This window comes from Verrucomicrobium sp. GAS474, from assembly GCF_900105685.1.
GTDB lineage: Bacteria > Verrucomicrobiota > Verrucomicrobiia > Methylacidiphilales > GAS474 > GAS474.
In genome coordinates this window covers 2,992,790-3,012,315 of sequence record NZ_LT629781.1, presented here as the reverse complement: position 1 = coordinate 3,012,315, position 19,526 = coordinate 2,992,790, and the positions used below count along the sequence as shown (strand labels likewise).

The following is a 19,526-nucleotide window of genomic DNA, read 5'->3' as shown; positions in this document are numbered from 1 at the left end:
CTAAAACTATGATCTGTTGTGAAAACGTCGGACCCCCGCCCCATTCAGTTCGACCGGCTGAAACTGCTCGGCCTTTCCCATTACCATCAATCGCCGGGCGTCCATCCGGTGCCGAAGATGATCCCGCCCGGACATGAATTGATCGAGTTGATGACCGGGGGCAAGGGGTGGGTGCGGGAGGGGGAGGAGTGGCGCGAGGTCGTGCCGGGCGATCTGATCTGGCACAAGCCGGGGGACGACAGCATCGGCCGGAGCGAGTGGGAGAATCCCTACCGCTGCCTCGCGATCGCGCTGCAGAGTGACCGGCCCGAGGGGCTCGGGATTCCCCGGTTCTCCCGCTGGCCCGAGGTGGAGGAGCGGAATGCCTTTGTCTCCGAGACGGTGAAGGCGTTCTACAATCCGGCGTTCGACCGCCACTTGCTCCTCCATTATGCGGTGAGCCGCCTTTTGTTCTCGGTCTACCGCTTCAGCCGCCAGCAGGAGCAGGCGAAGCTGCCGGAGCCGATCCGGGAGGCGTTGAAATGGATCGACCGGAATTATGCCGAGCCGTGTTCGGTCGAGGCGCTGGCGAAGCGGGTCGGCTGGTCGGCGGCCCATCTCCATCATGCCTTCCGCCTCCACCTGGGGCAGAGCCCGCACAAGGCCCTGATGGCGCGGCGGATCCGGGCGGCGCAGGAGCAGCTGGCCTCGACGCGGCATCCGATCAAGCGGGTGGCAGTGGAATGCGGCTTCGCCGACGCCTCGGCGCTGATCCACGCGTTCCGGGGGAGCCAGGGGATGACGCCGACGGCGTACCGGCGGCAGCAGATCGGGCCGCTCTCTCGCTAGAGCAACCCTGCTTCGGCGGAATCAAACGGCGATCTCGATGCCGAGGGCGGTGCTGTAGATGGAGCAGGTGCCGACGGGGAGGCCGAGGTCGGCGAGGGTGAGGCGGTAGGCCTGGAGCTGGTCGGCATAGCGTTGGCGGAAGTGGTCGGGACCGCGAACGCCCTTTTCATGGCTTTCGTTCCCGGGGAGGGCGGGACCGGCTTGGTCGGTCTTCCAATCGAGAATGTGCCAGAGCCCAGCCTCGTCCCGCCAGGCGAGGTCGAGGATGCCGTCCTCGACCGTGGCCACGCTTCCTCCTTCGCCCGGGACGAGGCGGGAGTAGGGTGTCTCCTGGAGGAGCCCGCCGGCGGCGGCGACGGCGGCGAGGCGGGCGGGGAGGGGGGAGGCGCGGAAGAGGGCCAATTCCCGCTCGCCCCGCTCGCGGAGGGGCGAGGTGGACGGGAGCTCGGGTAGTTCGGCCAGGATGGCCTGACAATAGGCGTCGATTTTCCGGGTATCGGCGTTAGCGATCCACGGCCAGCGGTGGACGATGTCGTGCCACCAGAGGCCGTAACGGATGGCCTCGCTTCCCTCCTCGTCCTGCCCCGCCCAGGGGCGGCGGGGGAGGAGGGACGACTTCATCGTGGGGATCGGGAGGGGGAGGTCGGGTGTTTCCCCGTCGGGATCGGGAGGGAGGGGGACCTCGTCGTGCTGGCTTGGCGTTTTCTTGCCGCGCAGGGCGGGGAGGCGGAGCGGCGCGGCAGGGGCGGCGGGCCACGGATCGATCCGCGGCGCGGGGAGGGCGGCTTCGGCTTCGGTCGGGAAGGGGGAGGTGAACGTTTCGGCCAGGGCCTCGGCGCTGAGATCGAGGGGATTGGCCTCGGGATCGGGATAGCTCCGGCCCCGGATGGCCTCGTAGCCGGAGCGGGGCTGCTTCCTTGTCTTCCCTTCCTTCCAGAGGGCCTCGTCATCGATCCAGAGGAGGGTGTAGCGGGCGCGGGTGGCGGCGACGTAAAGGAGGCGCTCCCGTTCGAGGGTCTCCTCGGCGTCGTCCCGGGCGTCGAGCTCCCGGGCGCGAGTCATCTTCATCGTCGGGGAGTAGGCGATCCCCATGTCGTCGGGCGATTCGACGCCGGGGGGGCAGAGGAGCTTCGGATAATCGGTCTGGCCGCCCTCGACGGTGCCGCGGCCCATGAAGGGGATGATGACGGCGTTCCACTGGAGGCCCTTGGCCTTCTTCATCGTCATGAGCTCGATGCGCGGTTCGGAGGCGGCGGCCCCTTCCCAGACGGGGGCGTTCCGGTCGAGGCCGCGGAGGAGTTCCCGGTGGAAGTCGCGGAGGTCGCGTTCTTCGCCCTGCGCGGCGTGGGCGGCGAGGAGGAGGGAATCGAGGCCCCGGAGGCGGTTCGCCTTTTCTTCCTCGCCGCCGGGGAGGCGGAGGAGGCGCTGGCGGAGCTCGGTCCGCTCGACCCACAGGGCGACGGCCTCGGCGAGGGGAAGGTCGACGGCGGCCTCGCGGCAGCGGGAGAGGGAATCGAGGAGGGGGCCGATGGGATCGATGGAGTCGAAGAGGGAAGGGGTCCCGTTTTCCCGGCCTCGGAGGGTGAAGGGATTTTTCTTTTTCTCCTTCTCGCCGGGAGTGTCGTGGCGGTAGGCGAAGAGGAGGTCGTCGTCGATGCCGTAGAGCTCCCGGAGGACGCCGACGATCTCGAAGGCGTTGGTCGGTTCCAGGTGGATCGTGAGGAGGGCGGTGAGCCAGAGGTATTCGGGCCGCTCGGCGCGGGGGCGGTCGGTGTGGAGGCGGACGGGGAGCCCTTCTTCGAGGAGGGCCTGGCGGCATTGGGCGAGCCATTTCCGGGCGGGACAGAGGAGGGCGACCTCGCCCCAGTGGGGCGCGCCGAGGGCCCGGGGGCCGCATTCCTTCAGGCGGCGGGCGAGCCAGCGGGCTTCCCATTCGGTTTTCTCGTCGGCATTGCCGAGCGGGATGGAGGAGTCGGAATCAGGCAGGGGGACGCGCCAGCGGAGGGTGGCGCCGGGAAGATCGTTCCGGGCCGGGACGAGGGGGACGAAGTGGGTCTGGCCGTCCCGCCCGTCGAGGACGTGGGGGAAGCGGTCGTTGACGAAGGCGGTGACGCCGGGACGGCAGCGGTAGGTTTCGGCGAAGGTCAGTTCCGCGCCGCCGGGGGAGGCGACGAGGGCCTCGTGGTAACGGAGGTAGAGGGCGTGGGTGGCGCGATCGCGGTAGATGGCCTGCTGGGCGTCGCCGACCATGATGAAGCGGCCCGGGATCGGCGCGGCGGCGGCATCGCGATCGCTATGGCTATCGGGTTTGCCCGGCCACGCGAAGGGGGCGCTGCCGGGGGGGCGGCTGAGTTCGACGAGGATCTCGAACTGGAGGGGGTCGGTGTCCTGGGCCTCGTCGAGGAGGAGGTGGTAGCCCTCGCCGAGGAGGAGGGTGCGGAGGGAAGGTTCCTCGAAGAGGCGGCGGGCGAGGACGATCTGGTCGCTGAAGAAGAGGCGGCCCGTGCGGAGGCGGAATTCCTGGAAGGCGGCGGCCTCGCGGACGGCGGCGAGGAGGGCGCCGTCGAGGAGGGCGTCGAGCCAGGGGGCGAGAGCCTCGGGCCACCGGTCCTTGAGCTCGGTGCCGCCCTTGTTGTCGTACTTCGGGACGGCGACGAAGCCGTTTCCCTTCTCCCACGACGCGGCGAGGGCCCGCCAGTGGCGCTGCCACCGCTCGATGTTCGCCTGGGTGTCGGCCCGCTTGTGGGTGAGGTCGTCGAGGGCGGCGGGATCGAGGCGGAGGCGGGCGAGGCGGGCGGCGGTGGCGGCTTCCCGTTCGAGGAATGCCGGGGCGGCGATGAAGCGCCCCCAGTCGACGCTCTTTTCCCCGAGGTGTTTCGCGAGGGCGGTGACCTGCCGGGCGGGGACGAGGCGGTGGACGGTCTCGCGCCAAGCGGGAGCGGTCTCCCCGTCCTGGCCCTGGCGGCTCTTCTCGAAATCCCGGAGGAGCCGGGGATCGTCGTGGGCCTCGGCGGTGATCTCGGCACCGTAGCCGATCCAGAGGCCGTATTCGCGGACGAGCTTCAGGCAGAAGGCGTGGATGGTGCCGATGAAGAGCTGGGAGAGGCCGTGGCGGACGAGGGGGGAATGGGCGGCGGCCCCGCCCTGCTTCAGGAGATCGCCCCGGAGGCGGACGCGCATCTCGTCGGCGGCGCGGTGGGTGTAGGTGACGACGACGAGCTTCGCCAGCCGCTCCGGGTGCCGCTCGGCGATGCGGGCGATCCGGGCGACGAGGGAGGTGGTCTTGCCGGTCCCCGCGGCGGCGCGGACGGAGAAGTTCGCGTCGAGTTCTTCCAGGAACCGGTCCCGGTCGTTCATGAAGGGGGAGAGGCTTCCGATCTCCCTAGGAGGGGATCAGGAGCATCTTGTGGAGCTCGGTGAGCTTCGGCGAGATCTCGTCGATGAAGGCCTCGATGTCCCGGCGGTAGTCGTTGTCGGGCTCGGTGGCGATGAGGTCCTTCTGGCTCGCCATGTAGGCCTCCCATTTCTCCAGGTGTTCCCGGAGGACGAGGCGGCGGTCCCCGACGGGGCGCTCGTCGCGGACTTCTTTCTCGAAGTCGGAGAACATCGTCTGGTAGGTCTTGTGGGTTTCGAGGAGCTGGTCCCACTCGGCGAGGCAGGCCTCGATCTTGCCGTAGTCGAGGTCCTCGAAGCGTTCCTTGTAGTTCGTCATCGCCTCGTTGAAGGTGACGCGGACCGACTCGAACTGCTTGGTCTCGATGAGGTGGATCGCCTCGTTGATCCGTTCCCGGTGGAAGGCGTAGGCCTTCTTCAGGTGGGAATGCTCGCGCCGGGCTTCCTCGATGTGGAAGAGGAGGGGCTCGTAGAGGGGGCCCATGCGGTGGGCGAGGTGGAGGAAGTTCTGGGCGGTCTCCAGGGGGAAGACGAGGCGCTCCGGGAGGCACTCCAGCACCTCGACGAGGATCGGGTCGAGGACGCCGTTGTAGTCGATGCCGAGGGCGACGAGCTTCTCGCGGATGCCGAAGACGACGGCGTTGAGCTCGGTCTCCCGCTCGCGGATCTTCGCCATGTAGCGATCGAGGCGGCCGGGGGTGCCGTCGGCCTGGGCGGGGATCTCGTCCCAGGCGATGGTGGTGTCGAGGGGCTTCAGCTTCTCGATGGTGGGGAGGAGCTCGGCGAGGCGGTGGATCTTCCGGATCGCCTCGACCCAGGAGAGGGCCATCCGCAGGGGGGTGAGGGTCCGCTCCCAGGCGGGGCCGTGCTTCGAGGCCATCTTCACCAGCTCGGTGGCGTTGATGCGGCTGAGGAGGCCCTCGTTGTCCCAGAGGCTGACGAGGAGGAGGGCGAACTGGCGGGGCTTGGTCTCGCCGTCCCAGTCGGCCTCGGGGAAGAGGGGCTGGAGCTCGGTCATCTGCCTGCCGAAGATCTCCTCCATGGCGCGGAGCTTGTCGATCTGCTCGGCGACGAAGGCGTCCTCGTAGCAGCGGGCGTCGAGCTTCCCGGGCGAGGTGGGGCTGGCGAACTCGAGCTTCGGGTAGATCCGCTTTTCCTCGATGAGGAAGAGGGCGTTCTCGGCCGTCACGGTCATGAAGGCCTCGCGGAGGGCGCCGATGGAGAAGAGGGCGGCGTTGAGGTCGCAGACGAATTTCCGGGCGACGACGATCGGGTCGTACGTGTCCTTCTTCTTCGCCGACATCTTCCCGAGGACCCGGTCGTAGGTCGAGTGGATCTCGTGGGCGACGTTGATGACGAAGGCGTCGTTGAGCTGGTCCCAACGCTGCTCGAGGATCATCAGGCTGAGGCCGAGGATGATGGTGCAGCGTTCGTCGGGATCGTTCGTCGCGTCGACGGCCTGGAGGGGGGCGACGAGGTCGTGGACGAGGGCGGCGAGGCGGGCCGAGGGGTTGTCCCCGGCGGGAGCGTTCGAGGAGACGAGGCCGTCGACGGGGGCGGTGCCGTCGGAGGGGAGCTCGGCGAAGCGGGTGGCGACGGGGACGATGTCGGGATCGACGGTGGCGATCCACTTCCGGTAGAGGTCGAGGGGTCTCCGGCCCGGGGTGGTGAAGAAGCCGTGGAGGGGCGTTCCCTCGGTGCTCTTGGCCAGGTCGGCCCAGGTCTTCTCCAGGGTCTCCGCCATCAGGGGCGAATCGGTGACCGGGATGACCGACTGGGATTGGGAGGCCTCTAGGAAAATCCTGGCGTTCTTACGGATGAGGGGATCGATGCGGAACGCCATGGCTGGTATCGGAAAGGCTCTTAGGAAATCGCTCCGAACTCAATTCTATTTTAGTCCCAAGTTCTACTTACGCCGCCCTGAGTCTTACCTCGTGGCGGCCTTCGGGGAGAGCGATTGGGCGTGGGCCGAGCGGGCGGGGATCTCCTCGGCCCCGGAGAGGATGCCCTCGGCGCGGCGGCGGGCGGCGCGGAGCTTCGGGTAGCGGACCTCGCGGTAGCCGGTCGCCTGCTCCGGGAGGCGGAGGACGGCGAGCCAGCGGCGGTAGGAGACCTCGTCGGAGGCGTCGAACCGGGTGACGAGGTCGAGGAACCAGGCGCGGAAGGCCTTTTCCTCCGAATGCCACGAGGGGAGGAGGCGGCGGAGGAACTTGCCCCGGCGCATGAGCTGGAGCATCCACTGGCGGGACTTCAGGTGGAAGCGGATCTTCTTCCCGAAGACGAGGAACTCGGGCCGGTTCAGGTGGCCGTAGACGACGTGGTCCCCGAGCTCCGGATGGACGTTGTAACGCTCGAGGTCCCGCTGCTTCTTCTCCTCGCCGGAGAGGAGCTGGGCGACGAAGACCTCGTCCTTGATGACCATGGCCCGGTGAAGGTTCCAGAGGGCGGCGTGGGTCGCGGCGTAGCCGTAGCCGGGGCCGCCCTTGTCCTTGCGGTGGAGGGCGAGGAGGCGGTCGAGGTAGTCGGAGGCGAAGTCGGCGTCCTCGAAGAGGATGAGGTCGGCGAGGCGGGTGGCCAGGCGGGACTGGTTCGGCGTGTCGAGCGCGATGGCGTCGAAGCCCCGGCGGACGAGCTGCCGGTAGGCGTCGGCCTGCTTCTTCCCCTCGGCCCGGAGGATGATCCCGGCTTTCGCCTCGACGGTCTGGACCGGGGTGAGGGTGGCGGCGGTGGCGGTCGCCCCGCCCGATTTCTCCGCGTCGAGGACGAGCTTCCGGCCGACCTTGAAGGCGAGGTAGTTGTCGGCGGCGGCGGAGCCGACGGTCTCCCGGATGCCCCACTCGACGCTGGCGAGGGAGAGGGGGAGGAGGCCGCGCTGGAAGGCGACGCCGAGCATCATGATGTTCGCGTAGATCTTCGTGCCGAAGATCCGCTGGGAATGGTCGGAGATGTCGCAGCTGAAGTAGTCGTCCCCGCGCGTGTGGCGGCGTATCGAGGTCTCCAGGGTCTCGACGCAGTAGTCGTCCTTGCCGAGGAGGCCGGTGATGGTCGGCGTCTTCGCGGTGTTGATGACGGCGGCGGTGTGGGAGACGCTGCCGATCCGCTGGTTCCCCTTCGGGTCGAGGCTCCGGGCGGCCTCGAGGGGGTCGATGCCGAGGATGAGGTCGGCCTTGCCGTAGGGGATGACGGAGGAGGTGTGGTTCGTCCCCGGGCGGAGGAAGGTGACCTGGGAGTAGACGCCGCCGTTGCGGATGGCGAGGCCGTTCTTGTCGCAGAAAAGGGTCTGGTAGCCTTCCCGGTGGGCGGCGCGGACGAGGGTGGCGGTGGCGCTGGCGATGCCCATGCCGCCGACGCCGGCGAGGTAGACGTGCCACTGGCTGTCGAAGGCGGGGACGAGGGGCTCGGGGAGGTCCTCGTCGCGGATCTGGGGGAGGCGGGAGGGGGGCTTCTGGCTGCGGTAGATCGTGATCTCCTCGAAGGAGGGGCAGGCGTGGATCTTCGTGCAGGCCATGTCGCCGACGCACCAGGAGAGGTCGGTCTGGATCTTGCGGCCGAAGTCGGTCTCGGTGAAGCCGAGGCCGGGGCAGCCCGTCGCCATCGTGCACTCGAGGCATGACTCGCAGACGTCGGCGCTGACGTTGATGAAGGTCTTCTCCTTCACGTAGCCGCGCTTCTTAGCCTCGGCCCGTTCCTCGCGGTTCTTCCGGCGGTGGAAGGTGATGCCGCATTCCTTGTCGGCGATGAGGACCTTCACGCCGTCCTTGAGGATCGTCTCCTCCAGGAGGGCGCGGTACTGGTTCCGGTAGGCGGGGTTGACGCGGAGGACGTCGACCTTCGGGGAGTCGGTGATCGCGTTGACGATCTTGTCGATGTTCTGGGTGAACGTCTCGTTCCCCATGATGTCGTTGTCCATCCCCGGGGTCGGCTGGTGGCCGGTCATCGCCGTCGTCCGGTTGTCGAGGATGATGTAGGTGATGTCCTGGTTGTTCTTGATCGAGTTCGAGATCGCGAGCTGGCCGCTGTGGAAGAACGTCGAGTCCCCCATGAAGACGACCTGCTTGTTCTTGATGAACGGGTCGATCCCCATGCCGGTGGCGCCGCCGAGGCCCATGCCGCTGTAGTTGTGCATGAGGTCCTTCGTCGGCTCGAACATCAGCATCGTGTAGCAGCCGGTGTCCCCGTGGAAGAGGAGGTCGACCGATTCCCGCCGGTGCTGCTTCTGCATGTAGGCGGGGTCGCGGAAATCTTTCTTCACCTCCATCAGGACGGTGGCCGAATCGCGGTGGGGGCAGCCGGCGCAGAAGGTGGGCGTCCGGGGGACGAGGTCGATCTGGTAGCTGGCGGTGAGGTTGATGAGGGCGACCTCGGCGGCGATCCGCTCCTCGTCGACGGGGAGGCCGCCGATCTTCAGCAGCAGGGGGGCGAGCGTCTCGATGACGATCGAGGGGTTGAGGCCGCGCGCCTCGGGGAAGCCGGGAAGGCCCTGGGGGAACTTTTTCCCGTAGAGGGGGAGGGCGGGGACCCCCTTCGTGATGGAAGCCTGGGAAAGGATGAGGGCGATCTGCTCCTCGATGAAGCCCCGCCGTTCCTCGACGACGACGAGGCGCTCGACCTTCTCGGCGAAGCCGGTGATGAGGGCGGGATCGAGGGGGTAGGTGACGCCGAGCTTCAGGACCGGGACGGCGTCGGTGAGGCCGAGCTCGCGCAGGGCGTGGTCGAGGTAGTTCGCGGCCATCGCCGAGGTGACGAAGCCGAGGGGGAATTTGCCCGATTCCTTCGCGCGGGGCGGGAGGAAGGTCCGGTTCACCCGGTGGCGGGCGGCGCTTTCCCAGAGGCGGGCGTAGCGGTCGGGGAAGTTCTGCTCCCGGCGCCAGGTGCGGGGGGGGAGGAGGACCATCTTCTCGAGGTCGATCGCGGCGGTGTCGAGCTCGACCTGGTTCTGCGTGTTGACCTTCGGAAAGTGATTCCGCCGTACGGTGACGGAGCCGCCGCCGTCGGCCTGGTTCGTGGTGACGATGTAGGCGATGTAGAGCTCGGACTCGCGGGAGAGCTTGAAGGCGAGGTCGATCCAGTCCTTGAGCTCCTGGGTCGTAGCCGGTTCGAGGACCGGCATGTGCATGTGCTTCGCGAGGTAGCGGGAGTCGGCGGGGACCTGGGTCGAGTCGCTCCAGGGGTCCTCCCCGCAGATGACGACGGCGCCGCCCTCGGGATGGGCCCCGGCGAGGTTGCCGAGGGCGAGGGCGTCCGAGGCGACGTGGACGCCGACGCTCTTCATGGCGATGATGCCCCGGAGGCCGAGCATCTGGGAGCCGTTGAGCATGGCGGCGGAAAGGGCCTCGTTGTTGGCGATCATCGCCGCGATGCCGTATTTCCGGGGGATTTCCTGGATCGACTCGATGCAGTCGAAGAATCCGGCGACGGGGGAGCCGGGGTAGCCGGTCCAGAGATGGGTGCCGCCATCGGTCTCCAGGCACCCTTTCACGAGCAATTCGTTGCCGGTGTAGACTTCGGTGCCTTCTTCTTTGAGAAAACGGGGATCAACCTTCATGAGATAGCGATAAGAACAGGGGTGGAAGGGACTAGGAGAGCCTAGCCTAGGAGCGGGGGGGGTCAAGTCCCGCCTCGGAGGCAGGGGAAAGAGCCGAAGGGGCTAGGCTACCCGGAGATGGAATTCGCCGAGGAAGGCCGATCCATTCCCTTCTTCACTCTCAACCGTTAACGTTCCGCCCATCAGTGCCGTTAATTTCTGGCAGATGCTGAGGCCGAGGCCGACGCCGCCGTAGCGGCGGGGGGTCGAGGCCTCGGCCTGGGTGTAGGGCTTGAAGATCCGTTCCTGCTGCTCCGGGGTGAGGCCGAGGCCGGTGTCCTTCACGGCGAAGCGGACGGTGAGGGCGCCGTCCTCGGCGGGCGGGGCGGCGGAGAGGACGATTTCGATGCCGCCCTGGTCGGTGAACTTAACGGCGTTCGAGATGAGGTTGAGGAAGATCTGCCGGATCCGGGTCGGATCGCCGAGGAGGGGGGAAGGGAGAGTGCCTTCGATGCGGATGGTCCCGGTCAACCCCTTGCTGGCGATCTGCTTCCGGTGGAGGTCGAGGCTCTCCTGGGCGAGGGTGGCGAGGTCGATGGGGATCGCCTCCAGGACGATGCCGTTCGCCTCGATCCGGGCGAAGTCGAGAAGCTCGTTCGCCAGGGAGAGGAGCTGGTTCGAGGAGAGCTGGATGAGGCCGACGTATTCCTGGACGCCGGGCTCGAAGGCGGTCTTCGAGAGGAGGTTGCTGAAGCCGATGATGGCGTTGAGGGGGGTGCGGATCTCGTGGCTCATCACGGCGAGGAACTGGCTCTTGAACCGGGCCGACTCGAGGGCCGCGTCCCGGGCCTCGCTGAGCTGGGCCTGGAGGGCGCGGATCCGCTGCTGGCCGACGATGGTGGAGGTGACGTCGCGGATGAGAATGGAAAGGCAGCCGCTCTGGTTCTCGAGCGGCATGATCAGGGTCTCCTGCTGCATGTAGGGGAAGCCGCTGACGTGGACGGAGGGGAGGGGGATCGGGAGGAAGTAGTGGTGGAAGACCTGGGAGAGGACCTGGGGCTGGTGGGTCGACCGGGCCTTTTCGAGCGCCTCGCCGATCTGGGGGCGGTCGGGATAGACCTCGGTCAGGGTGCGGCCGAGGACCGAGGAGGAGGAGTGGCCGGTCGAGGTCTCGAGCCAGGCGTTCCAATACTGGATCCGGTTTTCCTCGTCGACGTGGAGGAAGCCCCACGGGAAGACCGACGGAAAGGGGATCGAGGCGAGGTTCACGCCGCTCCCCGGAGGATGACTTCGAGCTGGCCGGAGAGGGCGTTCACGCAGTTGTCTTCCAGGAGGAGGAGGAAGTAGCTCTGGATGTTGGAATCGTTGATCGAGAGGGTGGAGCGGAGGACGAGGAGCTCCGTGCAGGTCGGGGAGACGAGGTCGGTGATGAGCTCGCCGACGGCGTTGCCGCCGCAGAGGTCGAGCTTCGGGATGTCGTAGGAGATCGTCGCCTTGAAGTGGTTCGCCAGGGTGCCGACGATGCTTCCGATCATGATGTTGCCGAGCTCGATGATGGCGGCCTGGTCGGTCTCGTCGAAGGCGTCGCCGCTCTCGTCGGTCTTCTCCAGGAGGAGCTGGGCGATCCGGCCCGCCCCGGCCTTGCTCAGGACGACGACGGCCTGGCCGTGGAGGCCCCCCTTGATCGCCTGGCTGACGCGGAGGGTGGTCCCGGTCTCGAGGGCGAGGCGGACCTCGCGGTTCTGGACCGAGAAGACCTCCATCGAGGGGGCCGAGATCTTCACCTCCCGGCTGGCCAGGGCTGACATCGCGGCGGCGGCCCGGCCGAGGCCCATGGTGGCGAGCTCGATGAAGAGGTCGTTGAGGTCGGCGTTGAGGTTCAATTCGGCCATGGGGGATGGGGCGGGGTTGGACCCTCGGGAGAGGGCTAGGCTTTCAGCGCCTGGGCGAGCGGGGCCGACTTGTCCTTGGTGAAGGGCTTTTCGATGAAGGAGGCGTTGAGGGCGGCGCACCGCTCCCGGGTCGAGGACTGGACGTCGGAGGTGATGGCGATGATCTTCGTCGTGGCGCTCATGGCCCGGACCCGCTCGATGACCTCGAGGCCCTGGATCTTCGGCATGACGATGTCGACGGTCATGGCGTCGGGCTGCTCCTCGGGGAACCGGGCGAGGGCTTCCTCGCCGTCGCCGAAGGGGAGGAGGAGGGCGTCGGGAACGATTTCCTTCAGGACGCTCATGATCGCCTTCCGGGAAAAGGAGGAATCGTCGATGACAAAGATTTTCATGGGAAAGGAGAGTAAAAGGAAGGAGCCGAGACCAGGGCTGACCGGCCCGCCGACCGGGAAAAAGAAACCAACGATTGCCCTGATGGTCAAGGCTCTTTGCAGGAAACAAAGGTTTGCCTGGTGTGCCGCATCGGCTTGAGAAAGAGGGGGAGGAGGATAAAAAGGAGATGGAAGGGGGTGGAAACGACCCCTTGTATAATTGCCGGAGTCGCTCTTACATAGAACCCCTCATGTCCACCCGTACCGACGGCCGCGCTCCCGGGGAGCTCCGGCCCTACAGCTTCACTCCCGACTTCGCCCGGAACGCCACCGGCTCCGTCCTCGCCACCTGCGGGCGGACGCAGGTCATCTGCGCCGCGACGATCCAGGAGGAGGTCCCCCGCTGGATGAAGGTCCAGGGGGTCACCGGCGGATGGATCACGGCGGAATACTCGATGCTCCCCTATTCGACCCTCGACCGGAAGGCCCGCGACATCTCGAAGGGCCGCCTCGACGGGCGGAGCGTCGAGATCCAGCGCCTGATCGGCCGCTCCATGCGGGCGATCATCGACCTCGACCAGCTCGGCGCCCGGACGCTGACGATCGATTGCGACGTCCTCCGCGCCGACGGCGGCACCCGGACGACGGCGATCACCGGGGCCTACGTCGCCGTCGCGCGGGCGATCCGCCGCCTCCAGGCCGAGGGGACGCTCCCGGCGAAGGCGACGCCGATCAAGACCCAGGTCGCCGCCGTCAGCGCGGGCGTCGTCTTCGACAAGATCCTCGTCGACCTCGATTATGAGGAGGATCGGACCGCCGCCGTCGACGCCAACATCGTGATGACCTCCGAGGGGAAGTTCGTCGAGGTCCAGGCCGCCGGGGAGGAGAACGTCTTCTCCCAGGACGAATTGCAGGGGCTGCTCGGCGGGGCCAAGGAGGCCCTGGCGAAGCTCTTTGAACTCCAGCGGGAAGCCGTTCTTTACTAAACTCGCATGCCTTTTTCCGTTTCCAACATCGATGGGGAGAGCCGCATCGCCGCCACGGGGCCGGCGCTGCTCCTCGTCCACAGCTGGTCCGAGATCGATCCGAAGAGCTTCCCCGTCGTCGGCGGGCGGGTCGTCCGGGTCTGGCCCGGCCTCGGCACGCCCACGCTCGAGGAGGCGCAGGAGTTGCTCCAGGCGGGCCATCTCCTCGCGATCCGCGCCGACAGCCGCGCCGAGTTCGGCCCCGGTCTCGGCGCGCTGAACCCCCTCGTCGTCGCCCTCGTGGCGGGGCGGAAGGGGAAGGCGTTCCCGATCTTCCCCGCCGTCGCCGATCCCGAGACGCGGAGCCTCCACCTGGGGCCGGTCTTCGATTCGTGGGGCCTCGATCCCGATCTCCTCCGCCTCGCGCTCTACGACCTCGGCGTCGAGGTCTTCCGCCGCCGTCCCTCGCTCGCCCACCACATGGGGTATGCCACGCTCCTCGGCCTGAAGAAGCAGTGGTTCAAGCCGGTCTTCATCGACGGCTTCCAGGACGGACGCGTCCTGAACGGCGGCACCCTCTTCGCCGTCGCCTGGGAGTTCTCCCGGTGGATCCGGAAGCATGTCCCTGAAAAGCGGGTCGGCGTCGTCCTCCCTCCCGGCCTCGGCTCGGCCGTCACCAACGTTGCCTGCCTGATCGCCGACAAGACGCCGGTGAACCTCAATTTCACGGCCGGACGGGCGGCCAACGAGGCGGCCCTCTCCAAGGCGGGGATCGGGACGATCCTCAGCGTCGACGTCATGCGCTCCAAGGCGAAGGACTTCCCCTGGCCCGAGGCCCCGCGCCAGGGCGGGGATGGCGGAACGATCGACATCCGCGACCTCCTCGGCGGCCTGCCGAAATGGCGGATCGGCCTGCGGCAGCTCATCGGCACGATCGTGCCCGCGCCGCTCCTCCGCCTCATCGCCGGGATCCCGGGCGAGGGCGGCGACGCCGAGGCGGCCCTCCTCTTCACCAGCGGCTCCTCCGGGGAGCCGAAGGGCGTCATCCTGACCCACCGGAACATCCTCGGGAACACGGCGCAGACCGACGCCGTCCTCGACCGCGTTCCGATCCGGAATCTCCTGGCGTGTCTCCCGATCTTCCACAGCTTCGGCTGCACCGTCACCTTCTGGTGGCCGATCCTCGGCGGCCCGCAGGGCGTCACGAACGTCAGCCCGACGGAGACGGCGAAGCTCGTCGAGCTGATCGAGAAGTACGAGATCGGCCTCCTCCTGAACACGCCGACCTTCCTCCGCGCCTTCCTCCGCAAGGCGACGCCCCAGGCCCTCGCCTCGCTGAAGATGGTCGTCACCGGGGCCGAGAAGCTCCCGCCCGAGCTCCGCGCCGAGTTCGAGGCGAAGTTCGGCGTCCCGGTCTGCGAAGGCTACGGCATGACCGAGGCGACCCCCGTCGTCGCCGTGAACCTCGTCGATTTCCGCAAGCAGCCGACCGACGACGGCTACGAGGAGCCGCGCCGCCACGGCAGCGTCGGCCGCCTCATCCCCGGGATGAGCATCCGCATCCGCCATCCCGAGACCGGCGTCGACCAGCCCCTCGGCGAGACCGGGATGATCTGGCTGCGCGGCGTGAACATCTTCCCCGGCTACCTCAACGATCCCCACCGGACCGCCCAGGTCCTGCGCCGGGGCTGGTACCAGACGGGCGACCTCGGCCGCCTCGACGCCGACGGCTTCCTCTTCATCGAGGGGCGGCTCTCCCGCTTCTCGAAGCTCGGCGGGGAGATGGTCCCCCACGGGACCATCGAGGAGAAGATCGTCGTCCTCTTCCCCGAACTCTTCTCCGAAGAGGCGGTCGAAGCCGGGAAAGTCCCCGTCATCCTCGGTGTCGAGGACAAGGAACACCGCGAGGAGCTGGTCCTCCTCACGCCGCTCCCCATCGAGCGGAGCCTCCTCCAATCCCGCCTCAGCGGCGCCGGGCTGCCGAATTTGTGGATTCCGCGCCGGATCGTGACGGTGGCCGAGATTCCCCGCCTCGGTACCGGCAAGGTCGATCTGAAGGGGTGCCTCGAGTTCACCCAAGCCGCGTCGTGACGCGGGTCTGCTGACGGGGTTTATTCCTCGCCCGTGAAAGGGATCGCCGTCTTGGTGGCGCGCGTCGCCTGGATTGTTCCGGGCGGGCGGCCGTTCAGATGGCGTTTTGCCGCCGGGGCGTCGGGCGGAAGCGGGCGGCTGTGGATGGTGCGGGAGGTGGCCGCCGGGGCGGAAGCGTTCCGGGCGTCGGTTCCCTCCACCAATTGATTCAGCCGGACGACGATCTGCCGCATCTCTCCCGATTGGCCGCTGAGTTCCTCCGCCGCACTCGCCGATTCCTCGGCGGCGGCGGCGTTTTCCTGCGTCACCTTGTCCATCTGCCCGACGGCCTGATTGATCTGCCCGATCCCGTTGTTCTGCTCCCGCGAGGCCATGGTGATTTCGGCAACGAGGGAATCGACCCGCGCGGTTTTTTCGACGATGGCCGAGAGGGTTTCCCGGACGGCGTCCGATTTCCGTCCGATCTCCTCGATCTGATTCTCGACCTTCCGGCTTGCCTCGACGCCCCGATTGCTTTGGGTGGTGGAGGTCTCGATGAGCCGGGCGGTCTCTTTGGCGGCCTTGGCGCTCCGCTGGGCGAGGGAGCGGACTTCCTCGGCGACGACGGCGAAGCCGGCGCCCGAGGCTCCGGCCCGGGCGGCCTCGACGGCTGCGTTCAAGGCGAGGATGTTCGTCTGGAAGGCGATCTCGTCAATCGTCTTCAGGATCTTGGCGACATCGTTGCTCGAATCCTTGATCCCGGCGATGGCGTCGCTCATCTCCTGGACGGCCTGGGAGATCGATGCGGTGGCGGCGGCCATCTCGTCGGTCCTTCCGGCACCGGTCTCGGCGGCGGCGCGGGCATCGGAAGAGACGCGTTTTGCCTGTTCGGCGTTCTCGGTGTTCTTCCGCGTCATGCTCCCGATTTCCTCCAGGCTGGAGCTGGTTTCCTCGAGGCTCGCCGCCTGCTCGCTCGCCCCCATCGCGAGGGTCTGCCCCGCCGAGGCGACCTGGCCGGATGCGGAGGCGATCTGGGCTGATCCGGCCTCGAGATCTTCGGTGACGCGGCGGATGGGGACGGTGATCGAACGGGTGATGAGAATCCCGAGAGCGAGGCAGAGGCCGGTGCCGCCGAGGCTCATTGCCAGGGCCAGAGCGGTGACGAGGCGGCTGTCCCGTCCGGCGTCCTCCTTTTCCTGCGAAGCCACATCCATCTGGATCTGGCAGAGCTTTTCGAGGTTATCGATCACGGGCGCTGTACTGAGGTACATCTTGCCGACGGTGTACTTCTGCATCGCGTCATAGTGTTCCGGAGTCGGCTCCTTCCAATACAGGTGCTGAAGGGTGTTCAACTCGCTCTCGTTCTGAAGGAAAGCGGCCCACTGGGGTACGAAGATGTTCCACAATTTTTCTTCGTCCGCAGTTTGGGGTAACGGTTCGTAGATGTCTTTCCCCTGCTGGCCGCGAACTCTCGCCTTTTCGATGGTGGCGAACATCTTGTCGACCTTGTCGGCCTCCATATGGGAGTCGAGCATGGCCCGATTGCCGAAGCGGACGTCGAGCAGTCCCTCGTACATCATGTCGAGTCCCTGAAGGCTGGGCAATCGCACGACGCCTACTTCGGTTAGATGGCTGTTGATCCGGAAGATTCCGAAAAGGCCCAGCCCGCCGACGCTGAGGGTGATGAGCGAGGCAACGGCAAAGGCAGAGATAAGCTTTGTGGCGAGGGGCCAGGTTTTTGTCGGCGAAGTTCGCGTGATCATGTATTAATTGTAATCACGATTATTGATGCGTGGTTGATGAAATGAAGGCTGGCAGATCGATGAATTAAATTCATTAAAAGTCAATCACCTATGAATAGGTAGAAATACTGAAAGGCAGCCAAAGGAGATCCAAAGACGCCAAAATAGCGTTGAAATTTCAGGAAACGCCGAGGGCCAAGAGCACCTTCGCCCGGCTGGCCGGGACGCGGTGGCCGTGCAACTCCACCGCCCGTCGCAATGCGCTGGGAATGTCAGCCTCCGAAGGGAGCCCGCTCAGCTCCAGCAGCTTCGCCTCGTAGCGGGTCACCAACCTCGCCGAGGGGAGATGGGTTTCGAGATACCGGAGGGCCTGCTCGAAGATGTCGAAGAGGGGGGCGATCTCGGTTCCCGGCTCGGAAAGGGCGGCCAGCAGGTCGGCGAAGTAGGTGGCGCAGAGGAGGACGTTCCAATCGCGCCGCAATGCCAGGAAGGGATGGAGGAGCCGGGCCTCCCGCAGCGCGCCGATCTCCCCCTTTTCCGAGGGGCGGTAGCGGATCTCGCAGAGGTAGAAGAGATCGGGCAGGAGGCCGCCCGAGGGTTTCGGCCCGGAGACGCCCTTCGCCATCGTCTTGATGACCCCCATCTCGACGGTCGCCCAGGTCACCAGGAGGCTGGTGTTGGAAAACGGCATCTTCCCGACGACGATGCCGTGGACCGTCCTCTCCGGTTTCATCGGGCTTTCTTTTCCCGCTTCACCGTCGCGGCGAAGACCCGCTCCTGCTCGGCGTGCATGAGGGTCCGCTTTTTCGGCGTGAGGTCGCTCCAGCCCTGGATGTGGAGGAGGCCGTGGATGCCGTAGAGGAGGAGTTCCTCCTCCATCGTCCGGCCGTGGTCTTTTCCCTGCGCCTCGGCGACGAGGGGGCAGATGAGGATCTCGCCGTGGTCGAAGGTGATGACGTCGGTCGGCGTCGGGTCGTCGAGGAATTCCCCGTGGATGCGGCCGATCTCGGCGGCGGAGACGAGGCTGATCTCGATGCGCGGGGGGAGGGGCGTCAGCTTCGGGCCGGAGGGGAGGAACTCAATGGAGGTTTGAATCCGACGTGCGAGGGCCTTCGTTCCCCCCGCCACCGTGCGCTCTTTTTGAAGATTGAAGAGTTCCACCTTGGGACTGCGGCGGGTGCTGTTGCTGGAGCGGCTCATGTTTGGGATAGCTGATGCGGCTGTGCATCATGGTTTTCAAGGTGAAGACGAACGATTCCGAGGCCTGCCGGATTTCCTTCAGGCTGAGGCCCGAGTCGTCGAGCTGCCCCTCGGCGACGCGGCGGGCGACGAGGTCCTGGACCATGTCCTCGATCCGCTGGGGGGTCGGCTTCTCGAGCGAGCGGGAGGCTCCCTCGATGACGTCGGCCATCATGAGGATGCCGGTCTCCTTGCTCTGCGGGATCGGGCCGGGATAGAGGAAGTTCTCCTCGGGGACGTCGGGGACGTCCTCCTCGCGGAGGTTCATGATCTCGCTCCCGGTCTTGGCGTCCTGGGCCATCTGGAGGGCGCGGCGGTAGAAGTAATAGATCTGCGAGGTGCCGTGGTGCTCCTGGATGGCGTGGATGATCGGCTTCTTCAGCCGGTTCTTCACGGCGAGGTCGACCCCCTCCTTCACGTGGGAGATGATGATGAGGGAACTCATCGTCGGGGAGAGGTTGTCGTGGGGGTTCTCCCCGGCCCCGGCGTTCTCGACGAAGTATTCGGGTTTCTTCAGCTTTCCGATGTCGTGGAAGTAGGCCATGACGCGGCAGAGGGTGCCGTTGGCCCCGATCGATTGGGCGGCGGCCTCGGCGAGGTTCGCGACCATGAGGCTGTGATGGTAGGTCCCGGGGGCCTCCATCGTGAGCTGCCGCAGGAGGGGGTGGTTCAGGTCGGCGAGCTCGATGAGGGAGATGCTGGTGTTGATCTCGAAGACGGTCTCGAGGATCGGGAGGATCGAGCTGACGAAGAGCGCCGTCCCGACGCCGATGCAGATGCCGGCGATCGCCTCCATCAGGAAGAGGCCGGGGACGCTCCGGCTCAGGAGGCCGAAGGCGATGGCGCAGACGAGCCCCGCGACGCCGACGGCGATGCCCGCGCGGATGAGGTCGTTCCGCCGCCGGACGTTCCGGGAGAAGAAGACGGCGGTGAAGCCGATGATGAGGCTGATGATGAGGTGGGGGAACGCCGCGACCGGGGAGCTGGCCATGACGAGGAGGGACTCCATGACGCCGGAGATGATGACGGTGTAGAGCCCCGCGTTCGAGCCGAGGAGGACGGTGATGAGGAGGGGGGCGAAGGCCGTCGGCACCCAGAAGACGAGGTCGGGGAGGGCGACCTGCTCCAGCTGGAGGGAGGTGAAGAGGAAGAGGCGGTTCAGCACCAGGTTCGCCCCGATCGAGCCGAAGAGGAGGATCAGCTTCGAGTTGCTCCGCCACACCTCGTAGAGGCTGAGGTAGAGGAGCATGATCGAGCTGACGAAGAAGATCCCGACGAGGAGGTAGATCGGCGGGGGGAGGGGATCGGCCCGGTAGGTCCCGCACAGGAAGGTGAACCCGGCGTAGCCGATGCAGATGGCGACGCGGACGAAGGGATTCGCCTCGAGGAAGGTGCGCCATTCGCCGCCGTGGGTCTTGCGTTGGCGGTCGATCGCCATGCCCTTGCTCACCAGTCGCTTTCGTTGGAACCAGCCGATCATATGTTTCGTCCGTTGTCTGACG

The 19,526-nt window shown here is 66.9% G+C and carries 13 protein-coding genes; 3 read left to right on the top strand and 10 right to left on the bottom strand.

What is annotated here, in order from left to right; all coding sequences use genetic code 11:
• The first annotated feature begins 18 nt into the window (after window positions 1-18).
• Window positions 19-828: an AraC family transcriptional regulator gene (locus BLU04_RS12655; protein WP_093286695.1), complete on the top strand. Its 810-nt coding sequence runs from the start codon at window positions 19-21 to the stop codon at window positions 826-828.
• Between the two features lie 21 nt (window positions 829-849).
• Here BLU04_RS12655 and BLU04_RS12650 read toward each other — a convergent pair whose 3' ends face one another.
• The 6 genes from BLU04_RS12650 to BLU04_RS12625 all read right to left on the bottom strand — a co-directional run bounded on the left by BLU04_RS12650 (window position 850) and on the right by BLU04_RS12625 (window position 12,029).
• Window positions 850-4,185 carry a UvrD-helicase domain-containing protein gene (locus tag BLU04_RS12650; protein WP_093286692.1) on the bottom strand — a complete coding sequence of 1,112 codons (3,336 nt, stop codon included), beginning with the start codon at window positions 4,183-4,185 and terminating at the stop codon, window positions 850-852.
• A 25-nt stretch (window positions 4,186-4,210) separates the two neighbouring features.
• Window positions 4,211-6,064 (bottom strand): hypothetical protein, encoded by a 1,854-nt coding sequence (locus BLU04_RS12645; RefSeq protein ID WP_093286690.1) that lies wholly within the window; start codon window positions 6,062-6,064, stop codon window positions 4,211-4,213.
• A gap of 84 nt (window positions 6,065-6,148) precedes the next feature.
• Window positions 6,149-9,766, bottom strand: coding sequence for a DUF6537 domain-containing protein (locus BLU04_RS12640; protein ID WP_093286687.1), 3,618 nt, complete (start codon window positions 9,764-9,766; stop codon window positions 6,149-6,151).
• Between the two features lie 102 nt (window positions 9,767-9,868).
• Complete coding sequence (locus BLU04_RS12635) at window positions 9,869-11,014, bottom strand: ATP-binding protein (RefSeq protein WP_093286685.1); 1,146 nt, start codon at window positions 11,012-11,014, stop codon at window positions 9,869-9,871.
• On the bottom strand, window positions 11,011-11,637 hold the full coding sequence (locus BLU04_RS12630; protein WP_093286682.1) for a hypothetical protein: 627 nt from the start codon (window positions 11,635-11,637) through the stop codon (window positions 11,011-11,013). The genes BLU04_RS12635 and BLU04_RS12630 overlap by 4 nt, the downstream gene beginning before the upstream one ends.
• A 35-nt stretch (window positions 11,638-11,672) precedes the next feature.
• The gene (locus BLU04_RS12625; protein ID WP_157895339.1) at window positions 11,673-12,029 is read right to left on the bottom strand and encodes a response regulator; all 357 of its coding nucleotides are present in this window, start codon (window positions 12,027-12,029) and stop codon (window positions 11,673-11,675) included.
• Window positions 12,030-12,259: 230 nt separating this feature from the next.
• Between BLU04_RS12625 and rph the strand changes: the two genes are divergently transcribed.
• Window positions 12,260-12,994 carry a ribonuclease PH gene (gene rph, locus BLU04_RS12620; RefSeq protein WP_093286677.1) on the top strand — a complete coding sequence of 245 codons (735 nt, stop codon included), beginning with the start codon at window positions 12,260-12,262 and terminating at the stop codon, window positions 12,992-12,994.
• A gap of 6 nt (window positions 12,995-13,000) precedes the next feature.
• Entirely contained in the window at window positions 13,001-15,064 is a 2,064-nt protein-coding gene (locus tag BLU04_RS12615; protein WP_093286675.1) for an AMP-binding protein, read from the top strand.
• Window positions 15,065-15,084: 20 nt separating this feature from the next.
• Here BLU04_RS12615 and BLU04_RS12610 read toward each other — a convergent pair whose 3' ends face one another.
• From BLU04_RS12610 to BLU04_RS12595, 4 genes are all read right to left on the bottom strand, one after another.
• Window positions 15,085-16,806, bottom strand: a complete 1,722-nt coding sequence (locus BLU04_RS12610) for a methyl-accepting chemotaxis protein (protein ID WP_093286672.1) — start codon at window positions 16,804-16,806, stop codon at window positions 15,085-15,087.
• A gap of 157 nt (window positions 16,807-16,963) precedes the next feature.
• Window positions 16,964-17,518 carry a DNA repair protein RecO gene (gene recO / locus BLU04_RS12605; RefSeq protein ID WP_093286670.1) on the bottom strand — a complete coding sequence of 185 codons (555 nt, stop codon included), beginning with the start codon at window positions 17,516-17,518 and terminating at the stop codon, window positions 16,964-16,966.
• A complete protein-coding gene (ybeY, locus tag BLU04_RS12600) occupies window positions 17,515-17,913 on the bottom strand; it encodes an rRNA maturation RNase YbeY (RefSeq protein ID WP_157895338.1) in 399 nt (132 codons plus the stop codon). Before ybeY ends, recO begins: the two co-directional genes overlap by 4 nt.
• Entirely contained in the window at window positions 17,864-19,504 is a 1,641-nt protein-coding gene (locus BLU04_RS12595; protein WP_093286664.1) for an HDIG domain-containing metalloprotein, read from the bottom strand. Before BLU04_RS12595 ends, ybeY begins: the two co-directional genes overlap by 50 nt.
• Window positions 19,505-19,526 lie beyond the last annotated feature (22 nt).

Bases quoted from the DNA above. Each gene is read 5' to 3' on its own strand.
- BLU04_RS12650 (WP_093286692.1), bottom strand. From the start codon at position 4,185: ATGAACGACCGGGACCGGTTCCTGGAAGAACTCGACGCGAACTTCTCC.
- BLU04_RS12645 (WP_093286690.1), bottom strand. From the start codon at position 6,064: ATGGCGTTCCGCATCGATCCCCTCATCCGTAAGAACGCCAGGATTTTC.
- BLU04_RS12640 (WP_093286687.1), bottom strand. From the start codon at position 9,766: ATGAAGGTTGATCCCCGTTTTCTCAAAGAAGAAGGCACCGAAGTCTAC.
- BLU04_RS12630 (WP_093286682.1), bottom strand. From the start codon at position 11,637: ATGGCCGAATTGAACCTCAACGCCGACCTCAACGACCTCTTCATCGAG.
- BLU04_RS12625 (WP_157895339.1), bottom strand. From the start codon at position 12,029: ATGAAAATCTTTGTCATCGACGATTCCTCCTTTTCCCGGAAGGCGATC.
- rph (WP_093286677.1), top strand. From the start codon at position 12,260: ATGTCCACCCGTACCGACGGCCGCGCTCCCGGGGAGCTCCGGCCCTAC.
- BLU04_RS12615 (WP_093286675.1), top strand. From the start codon at position 13,001: ATGCCTTTTTCCGTTTCCAACATCGATGGGGAGAGCCGCATCGCCGCC.
- BLU04_RS12610 (WP_093286672.1), bottom strand. From the start codon at position 16,806: ATGATCACGCGAACTTCGCCGACAAAAACCTGGCCCCTCGCCACAAAG.
- recO (WP_093286670.1), bottom strand. From the start codon at position 17,518: ATGAAACCGGAGAGGACGGTCCACGGCATCGTCGTCGGGAAGATGCCG.
- BLU04_RS12595 (WP_093286664.1), bottom strand. From the start codon at position 19,504: ATGATCGGCTGGTTCCAACGAAAGCGACTGGTGAGCAAGGGCATGGCG.